Origin of the sequence: Chryseobacterium sp., assembly GCF_022712095.1 — a bacterium.
GTDB lineage: Bacteria > Bacteroidota > Bacteroidia > Flavobacteriales > Weeksellaceae > Chryseobacterium.
The window spans coordinates 1-9,796 of the sequence record NZ_JALAHD010000030.1 but is presented as its reverse complement, the minus strand read 5'-3'; the positions used below and the strand labels follow the sequence as shown (position 1 = coordinate 9,796).

General features: G+C 36.0%; 5 protein-coding genes. 4 read left to right on the top strand and 1 reads right to left on the bottom strand.

Annotation, left to right across the window (positions count from 1 at the left end):
* The first annotated feature begins 14 nt into the window (after positions 1-14).
* The 3 genes from porU to Q0A18_RS01395 all read left to right on the top strand — a co-directional run bounded on the left by porU (position 15) and on the right by Q0A18_RS01395 (position 7,463).
* Positions 15-3,899 (top strand): type IX secretion system sortase PorU, encoded by a 3,885-nt coding sequence (gene porU / locus Q0A18_RS01405; protein ID WP_292008380.1) that lies wholly within the window; start codon positions 15-17, stop codon positions 3,897-3,899.
* A 59-nt stretch (positions 3,900-3,958) separates the two neighbouring features.
* Positions 3,959-5,122, top strand: coding sequence for a type IX secretion system outer membrane channel protein PorV (gene porV / locus Q0A18_RS01400; RefSeq protein WP_292008379.1), 1,164 nt, complete (start codon positions 3,959-3,961; stop codon positions 5,120-5,122).
* Positions 5,123-5,201: 79 nt separating this feature from the next.
* Positions 5,202-7,463 (top strand): FUSC family membrane protein, encoded by a 2,262-nt coding sequence (locus Q0A18_RS01395; RefSeq protein WP_292008378.1) that lies wholly within the window; start codon positions 5,202-5,204, stop codon positions 7,461-7,463.
* Here Q0A18_RS01395 and Q0A18_RS01390 read toward each other — a convergent pair.
* Positions 7,444-8,058, bottom strand: coding sequence for a 4'-phosphopantetheinyl transferase superfamily protein (locus Q0A18_RS01390; RefSeq protein ID WP_292008377.1), 615 nt, complete (start codon positions 8,056-8,058; stop codon positions 7,444-7,446). The two genes, Q0A18_RS01395 and Q0A18_RS01390, sit on opposite strands and share 20 nt — an antisense overlap.
* A 52-nt stretch (positions 8,059-8,110) precedes the next feature.
* Here Q0A18_RS01390 and ahcY point away from each other — a divergent pair, with 52 nt between their 5' ends.
* On the top strand, positions 8,111-9,424 hold the full coding sequence (gene ahcY, locus Q0A18_RS01385) for an adenosylhomocysteinase (protein WP_292008376.1): 1,314 nt from the start codon (positions 8,111-8,113) through the stop codon (positions 9,422-9,424).
* The last annotated feature ends 372 nt before the right edge of the window (positions 9,425-9,796 follow it).

Genomic DNA, 9,796 nt, shown 5'->3' with positions numbered 1-9,796 from the left:
TTCAACAATCAATAATGAGACAAAAAATTATACTTTTACTCTTAATATTCTCTGTATCAATACTCTGCGCCCAAAAAACCAACATCGAATGGGATGGATCCAAGATTCAAGATTTTGGTATCAAAAAAATAAATCTTCCCAGCTTTAGAAATGAAGGTTTTTCATATAGCCAAAATAATATTTTTATTTCAACTAAACAAAAAACTGGAGAAGGTCAGTTAAAAATTATAAATCTTGTCTGGGAAAATGTTTCCAATAAAGACTTGTTTGAAATTAATAAAGATGCCCTACCCGATTATGATATTGCTGATGTTTCTTATTATTACTTAAACGGTGAAAGATATGCCAGCACCAATATCGGGTTATTTAAAAACATAAAAGGAAGGGTACAAAGACTTGTTTCTTACGAAATTTCTCAAAGTGCAGGTTCTGCAACAGCAGGAACCGGATATAAAATAGGAACAACAATCAACCCACTTTCAAGCGGAACTTTTTATAAAATTAAAGTAGACAAATCAGGAATCTTTAAAATAACAACACAATTTTTACGCGATATTGGAATTAACCCTGGTTCCGTTAATCCAAAAAACTTCAGGATTTATGGAAATGGCGGCATCATGCTTCCTGAATCTAATCAGGATTCCAGATACAGCGCTTTACAGGAAAACTCTATACAGGTAGTCGGTGAAGATGACGGTGTATGGAATGAAGAAGACTATGCCTTATTTTACGCTCAGGGGCCCAATGGTTACAATCTATATGATACTACTAATGGAAATGGGTTTAAAAGAGTGGACACCAGAAGTGACAGAGCTAATAATCTGAAAAATATCTATGAAGATTATTCCTACTATTATATTAATGTAGACAAAGGTGCCGGAAAAAGGGTACAAAGTGTGGATGTTAATCTTCCCGCAAATCTAATTACCCGTTACGATAATTATCAGGTGATTAATAATGATCAGAAAAACCTGGTAAGAGTGGGACGGATCTGGGTGGAAGATACTCCTTTCACAACGGACAAAAATATCAGTTTCACTACAAGCTCTGCCATTCAGGGAGGAGATCCTATACGTTTCAGAACTCAGGTAATCGGATATCAAGCTCAAGGAAACAGTCTTTCATTCAATATTAATAATCAGAATCCTGTAACTCAGGTTTCTTCTTCCACAGATCAGGATTTTAGGATTTTCAGATATTCAGGAATTGTAACCGGCTTAAGCGGAAACCAGATTACCATTAATTACAGTCCCAATATTGCCACTAATCCTAACGGAAACTTCTATATGGATTATGTAGAAGTACAATATAAAGAAGATCTCAGATTCAACGGAACCCAGATGAATTTCCGGGATTTCTCTCTTCAGAGTGGTACAAATACCAATTACGGTTTTAGCATCACCAACACTTCTGCTATGGAGCAGGTTTGGGATGTTACGGATATTACTAATGCTAACAGAAGGGTAAATAAGGCTACGGGAAGTACTACATTCAATTTCGGATATCTTACTTCGGACCAGAACTTCAATAATGAATTTGTTGCCTTCAGGGCTGATGCGGCTTATCTGCCTCAGTTTGTAGAAAGAATAGCCAATCAGAACCTTGCAGGATTACAGAATGTAGATTACCTTATTATTACAGTTCCTGAAATGATGATACAGGCTCAAAGATTAGCCACTTACCATCAGAACAAGAACAATTATAATGTACAAATTATAGATGCCAATAAAATCTATAATGAATATGGAAGCGGAAGTAAAGACCTTACAGCCATCAGGGATTTTGTTACTAAACTGAATACCCCAATGGGAAGTCTTAAGTATGTATTTATATTAGGTGATGCTTCATATGATTATAAAAACAGGATTTCCAATAATTCGAATGTAGTTTCCAGCTACCAGAGTGAAGAATCCGGGGATTATGTGGAATCTTATGTTACGGATGATTATATCGTGATGACAAAACCTCAGACTGTAACTTCTATTACCAGTAATCTTCCGGATCTGCCCATAGGAAGGATTCCTGCCGCTAATGTTACAGAAGCAGGAAATATGATGGATAAAGTACTAGCCTATTATAATGCATTGTCCGGACAGTCCACTCCATTTGGAGAGTGGAGAATGAAACTTGATTTTGTAGTAGATGATGATAATGATGGAGGAACTCCTTTTCACGATGTCATGAACAACTCTTTGGTAAGCGTATTTGAACAGCCGGGAAATACTAATTTAAAAGAATATAATGTAAAGAAATTATACTTAGATGCCTTTCAGGCTCAAAGTACAGCAGGAGGACAAAGATACCCTCAGGTGAATCAGGCTATTTCCAATGATATAGGAAACAGTTTATATCTTTTCTATTTCGGACACGGAGGAATCAACGGCTGGGCGCAGGAAAGGGTATTAACAGTGGATGAAATTCAGAATGCCAATAATTTTTCCAATGTATACAGCAGATTTCCATTTGTATCCACAATTACGTGTGAGTTCACACTATGGGATGAGCCAGCTACTTTCTCTGCAGGAGAACAGTTTATTAAATTGAAGCAAGGAGGAACTTCTGCTATGATTACTTCCAGCAGGGCAATCGGTGTAGGATATGGAATAGATTTTACGAATTTATTTACCCAGAATATTTTTAAATTGGTTAATGATGATTTCGAAACATTAGGATATGCCCACTTATATGCCAAGCAACAAAGAGGAAGCGATCCCAATCATTTAAAAGTAAATTTCCTTGGAGATCCTGCCATGAAATTAAGCAGACCCCAAAGATTATTAGTTATTGATAATATAGAAACTCCCGTTCCCGGATTAATCAGAGGACTGGACTTCGTAAAGGTAACCGGGCATATTAATAATGCGAACGGAGCAGTTAACACCAATTTTAACGGAAGAGTTGTCATTAATATTTTTGATAAAAGATTAAATAAAACAACTTTAAACAATGATGGAGTTTTAACACCTGTCCTAAATTATACAGAAGAAGGAAGTGCTATTGTCAAAGCTTCCGGAACTGCTGTAAACGGAGTATTTACGGTAGAGTTCTATGTTCCTAAAGATATTAACTATGCTGTGGGTGAAGGCAGAATCCTCGGATATGCAGACAACAAATCCATAGATGTATTTAACAATCAAGCTGTACAGGTCGGAGATATCAATCCAAATGGTATCAATGACAGTGAACCCCCAAAAGTAAAATTATACATGAATAATACCAATTTTGCAGATGGAGGAATTACCAACCAAAACCCCATGCTTCTTGCTTGTATTACAGATGATACAGGAATCAATTCAACAGGTTCAGGCGTAGGACATGACATCACAGTGTATCTTGATGGAGAAATTATCAATACGGTTGTTCTTAATGATTTTTATTCATCAGGAGAAGGAAACGGATGTTTAAATCCCAGTTTAGCTGATTATCAGAAGGGAAATGTAACATATCCTTTCCGTAATTTAGCAGTCGGGCAACATCAATTAACATTTAAAGTTTGGGACATAAACAATAATTCAACAACTGCTACGTTAAACTTTGAAGTTAAAGATGAATCTGACCAGCATTTAATAATCAACAGACCATTAAACTGGCCAAATCCTTTTACCAATAAAACTTATATCCATTTTGAACATAATTGTGATGATATTTTAGATGTACATGTTCAAATTTATACCATAACAGGAAAACTAGTAAAAACATTGACTCAGACGGTAGTTGCAGAACCTTTCTTACAGGGCTTCAGAACTCCCCGACAGGCAATTGAATGGGATGGAAAAGATGATTTTGGTGATACGGTAGCAAAAGGTACGTATATTTTTAAGATATTTGCAAAAAGCCAGAATCAAGAAAAATGCAAGGGAAGTGCCACAGCTGTAGAAAAAATGGTACTTTTGAAATAAAAACAACAATACATAACAACAATATCAACAAAAAACTGATAATATATAAAAGACAACATATGAATTTAACTACTAAACTGCTTTTAGGTATTGGTTTAAGTGCTGGTTTTCTAGGTTATTCCCAAGACTTGAGTCAGGTGAGGCCCGTGTTAACCGGAGCACCTTTTTTAAGAATCTCGCCTGATGCAAGAGCCGGAGGTATGGGTGACCAAGGAGTAGTTACCTCACCGGATGCATTCTCACAGTTCTGGAATGCGGCGAAATATCCTTTTAGCAGCACAACTTCTTCTGTAGGAATCAGCTATACGCCCTATATGAGTAAGCTTACAAATGATGTGTTCTTACTATACGGATCATTCCACAAGTTTTTAGGGCAGGAAGAAAGATCCACAATCTCTGCGAGTATCTACTATTTCAATATGGGTGAAGTAGATCTAACTCAGCTTGTGGGAAGTGAGGTGGCTTCAATGGGAACTTCCAAGCCTAACGAATTCTCCATAGATGTTGCATACGGGCTGAAACTTTCAGATTCCTACTCCATGGCAGTAACTGGTAGATTCATCCGTTCCGACTTAGCCGGAGGGTTCAACACAGATACCACGCTTAAAGCAGCTAATTCTTTTGCTGTAGACGTTTCAGGATACTATACTTCTCCACGATTTTCAAGTATCGGAGGGTATGATGGTAAAGTTAATGCAGGTTTTGCTATTCAGAACCTGGGTCCGAAACTGGATTATACAGGTAATGAAGAATCAAGATCTTATCTCCCGACTATGGCAAGATTAGGTATAGGTTATGATATGTATCTGGATGATATGAACAGAATTGGGATCAGTGTGGAAGGATCAAAACTATTAGTTCCTGGATCGGAATTTACCGGTGAATATGATTCTAACAGAAATCCCGTATATGCCGTTCCTAATGTAGGGGTAATGGCCGGAATCGGAAAGTCTTTCAAAAACAAAAACAGTATCATGTATAGTGGTGCTTTAGAATATTCATATGATAATGCCTTTTCTGTAAGAACCGGTTACTTCCACGAAAGTGAAGAACAGGGAGCAAGACAATATGCTACAGCAGGGATCGGTTTAAAATACCGTTCTTTTGGTCTTGACGTTTCTTACCTGATTAATATGTCTAAAATTAATACCGCTTTGGATAATACTCTGCGTTTCGGACTAACCTGGAACATTGGAGAAGAAACATCCAATGTAGGCTATTAAATAAACATAATATATAAAGTTTAGATAAAGTCTCATTTTTATGAGGCTTTTTCTATTTGGTATAGGTAATTTTGTATTCATGAACTATTCGGCGGAGCTCAAAAAATTTGTAACCAGTCAATACGTGTATTCTGCAATCAGGATTACGCTGGCTACCGTCCTTCCTTGTGTAGTTCTCGCCCATTTCGGAATATTAAAAGATTATTTTCTCTTTCCATTAGGAACCAGCTTCGTTGCTTTAACAGACCAACCGGGGCCTTTCATTCGAAGAAGAAACTCCTTAGCCTTTGCTATTGTGTGCTTTAACCTTGTAGCTCTCATTGCCAGTCTCGTGATGGATTTCAAGGCATTGGTTCTTCTGGAAATTATTGTATTCGGAATGTTCTTTTCACTCATCGGTGTGTATGGACAAAGGCTTGCTGCTGTCGGTTCCCTTTCTTTAGTTGTAATGGCCATCTTTATTGACGGACACCTTACAGGAAGTAATATTCTCAAAAGCTTGCTCATATTCGCCTCCGGATGTTTTTGGTTCCTGTTTATATTCCTTGTTGTCAGCACCATCCAACCCTATAAGCTCGCCAGCCAGATGATTGGGGAAAACTATTTACAGCTTGGGGAATTTTTAAGGATCAAAGCTAATTTTTATCAAAAAAATCCTGATTTCAATAAGCTTACCTCTCAGATTATTGCCAAACAGATTGAAATTAAAAACCTTCAGGAAGATACAAGGGAAACTGTATTTAAAACCAGAACAATCGTTAATGAATCTACGACTACCAGCAGATTATTAATGCTGATGTTCCTGAACTCCATGGACCTTCATGAAAAACTGATGACCTCTGAAAGTGATTATCAAAAACTTCAGAAGAGTTTTGAAAAAAGCAGGATATTAGTCAATATTCATGATTACCTCAACCTTCTTTCTGAAGAAATCACCAATATAGGAATCGCTCTTCAAAGCGGTACCCGTGCCAAACCTGTCTTTAATTTGGATGAAGAAGTTAATAAACTGAATACCCGTTATCTGAAACTGAGAAATAAACATATGTCTTCCCAAAATCTGGAAAACTACATGATCCTCAGACAGATCTTATTGCGTATTAATGAAATTACCAAAGAGATTAATGAAATATACAAAGTCTTCTCTCAGAATATCAAACTGGCAAAAAGTCTTTCTACAGGATTAGACCTTAGAAAATTCCTACCGAATCAGGAAAAGATCAACTTCAGGGTATTAAAAAATAATATTTCCCTTTCTTCTTCTCATTTCCGGCATGCCATAAGGATTACAATAGCATTGTTATTAGGATATCTTTTTTCACTGTTTCAGTTTCTAGGAATCGGACATACTTATTGGATCTTGATTACCATCACCGCGATATTAAAACCAGCCTACTCTATTACTAAACAACGTAATTTATTACGTTTCTATGGGACAGTAGTAGGAGCTATCATCGCCTATATTATTTTACATTTCGTAGATTCCAATCCTATACTCTTTGCGATATTACTTTTAAGTATGATCCTTTGTTTCAGCTTACTTAAAGGTAAATACTTCTGGGCTGTTCTGTTTATGACCATATATGTTTTCATGGCTTTCAACTTCCTGAGCCCGGGGAATATTGATATCATATTCAAAGACAGGATACTGGATACACTCATTGCCGGAATTATTGCTTTTTTAGTTTCTTATATTGTACTTCCTGTTTGGGAACATACACAGAATCTGGATCTGATGAAACAATCGGCAGCCGACAATCTTATTTATTTTGAGAGTGTTATTTCTAAATTCCTTAAGGGAGATTTCGATATTGAAGATTATAAAGTAAAAAGAAAAAATGCCATTATTTCCCTGGCCAATCTTTCAGATAACTTCCAGAGAATGATCTCTGATCCTAAAAACCAACAGAAAAAACTGGAAGTTGTTCATCAATTTGTAGCTACTTCTCATCTTATTACCGCCTATACCGCTTCTCTTTCCCAATACTCTAAAAATAAAGAGCAATATCCTGAAATAGATGCGCAAAGCTGGAGCCGGAAAATAGAAGCAGAAATGAATCAGACCTCCCTGCTATTAAGTGGAGATCAAATTGATGAAACATTAAAAATGGAAAGCCGTCTTGAACCGGAAGATTCTTTTATTGAAAATCTCTTACTTAAAAGAAAAACAGAAATTGAGGAAAATGATGAGTTTTCCGATAAAATCAACCCTAACAAAATGTCCCATTTGGCTGAATTGAAAAATATACATGATGTTCTTGAGCTTATTTACGATGTCGCCAAGGAACAAAGGAAAGTCATTGAAAAATACAAAGCAGAAACTACTCCTCCACAATCGTAAAACAGTAATCGTCAAAAAACTCTACTCTGGCTTTAAATTCATCAGAAAACTGATGGTCATAAACCCTGCATTTTATCTTCTGTAGATGTTTCAGCTCAAAAGGTTTTACTTCGTAGTTCTTTTTTAAAGACCAGTATTTGGAGTGATGAATCTTATACATACTTTCTTTCACACTCCATATAATTGTATAAAAAGCTACTTCCCTGTCAAATGGAATAAAGTGACGTTCCTTTTCATAAATAAACTTATCAATTACCCTTAAAATCTTAGGATTAAATTTTTCGAGATCAATCCCTATTTTATTTTCGGAAACTGCAATTGCTGCAAAAGGAAATGAGTGCGTAATGGATATTTCGGCATCTTTAGGAGAGAGATAAGGTTCCCTTTCTTTATATAAAATTTTGGAATCCGGTTTCAGATTTTTCAGCAGCTTTCTCACCATCAAAACTTCCAACAGTTTTTTCGGATGATAATCTTTTACTTTTTCAGCATTCTCCGGTTCTAAAAGCTCATCAACATTCAATTCTTCACTCTCATCGTACTTCCATACAAGAATTATAGCATTGTCATCTGAAAAATCTCGATAAAGAGGCATATTTGGTCAGCAAAATTTTAGTTTGTAAATTTGCGAAAAATTTTTCAGATAGATGGATACTACAACACAATATATTCCTTATAAGGTTAAGGATATTTCCCTAGCAGAATGGGGTAGAAAAGAAATTAAACTTGCAGAGGCAGAAATGCCTGGTTTAATGGCGATCCGTGAAGAATACGGACCTCAGCAACCGCTTAAAGGAGCCAGAATCGCAGGATGTCTTCACATGACCATCCAGACTGCGGTGCTTATTGAAACATTAGTAGCTTTGGGTGCTGAAGTAACCTGGTCTTCTTGTAATATTTTCTCTACTCAGGATCATGCAGCAGCAGCGATCGCAGCAGCAGGAATTCCTGTATATGCATGGAAAGGTTTAAGTGATGAGGAATTTGACTGGTGTATTGAGCAGACTTTATTCTTTGGTGAAGACAGAAAACCATTGAATATGATTCTTGATGATGGTGGAGATTTAACAAATATGGTTTTTGATAAATATCCTCAATTTACAAAAGACATCAGAGGACTTTCCGAAGAAACTACAACAGGAGTACACAGATTATACGAAAGAATGAAAAACGGAACATTAGTGATGCCTGCCATCAATGTTAATGACTCTGTAACTAAATCTAAATTCGATAACAAATACGGTTGTAGAGAATCTGCGGTAGACGCTATCAGAAGAGCTACTGATGTAATGTTGGCAGGAAAAAGAGTAATCGTTTGCGGATACGGAGATGTAGGAAAAGGAACTGCCGCTTCTTTCAGAGGAGCAGGATCTATTGTTACGGTAACCGAAATTGATCCGATCTGTGCTTTACAGGCTGCTATGGAAGGTTATGAAGTAAAAAAACTGGATTCTGTAATTGAAACTGCTGATATCATTATCACTACAACAGGTAACTTCAATATCGTACAAGGTTCTCACTTCAAAAAAATGAAGGATAAAACTATTGTATGTAATATCGGACATTTCGATAATGAAATTGATATGGCTTGGTTAAACGGAAACTATGGTTCTACAAAATACGAAGTAAAACCTCAGGTAGATGTTTATAATGTAGACGGAAATGAAATCATCATTCTTGCTGAAGGAAGATTAGTAAACTTAGGTTGCGCAACTGGCCATCCGAGTTTTGTAATGAGTAACTCTTTCTCTAACCAGACTCTGGCTCAAATTGAACTTTGGAACCATACAGATAAATATGAAAATAAGGTATATACTTTACCTAAGCATCTGGATGAAAAAGTAGCGGCATTACACCTTAAAAAATTAGGTGTAGAGCTTGAAACTCTTACCGAAGAGCAGGCTAAATATATCGGAGTAACTGTAGACGGTCCATTCAAACCAGAATATTACAGATATTAAATTCTGATTTTAATAATATTATTATCCCGCTATTTGATATAGCGGGATATTTTATTTACAATACTTGCAAAACCAGTAGCCGTTACTTATTTTTGAAACCAATACCCATAAAAGCCCTCTATTCATTTACTGGAAGGTTTTTCATTATCTATATTTAAATTTCAAGTATGTATTTGTCTTTTAACAAATTCAATTAATGAAAAAGAATATTATTTTACCATTCTGCTGTGTGGTTTATTCAGAGCTGTTTTACTTCAAAAAAGCTATTTGTGACCCGTTAGAAAATATTCCTATAACAACATAATGCAGAAATAAAAAAAGGTACTCCACTTCAGAGAGTTTTTATAATTTGCCGCCTAAACAATATAAAAT

Coding starts and splice junctions, on each gene's coding strand:
- porU (WP_292008380.1), top strand. CDS start 15: ATGAGACAAAAAATTATACTTTTACTCTTAATATTCTCTGTATCAATA.
- ahcY (WP_292008376.1), top strand. CDS start 8,111: ATGGATACTACAACACAATATATTCCTTATAAGGTTAAGGATATTTCC.
- Q0A18_RS01390 (WP_292008377.1), bottom strand. CDS start 8,058: ATGCCTCTTTATCGAGATTTTTCAGATGACAATGCTATAATTCTTGTA.
- Q0A18_RS01395 (WP_292008378.1), top strand. CDS start 5,202: ATGAACTATTCGGCGGAGCTCAAAAAATTTGTAACCAGTCAATACGTG.
- porV (WP_292008379.1), top strand. CDS start 3,959: ATGAATTTAACTACTAAACTGCTTTTAGGTATTGGTTTAAGTGCTGGT.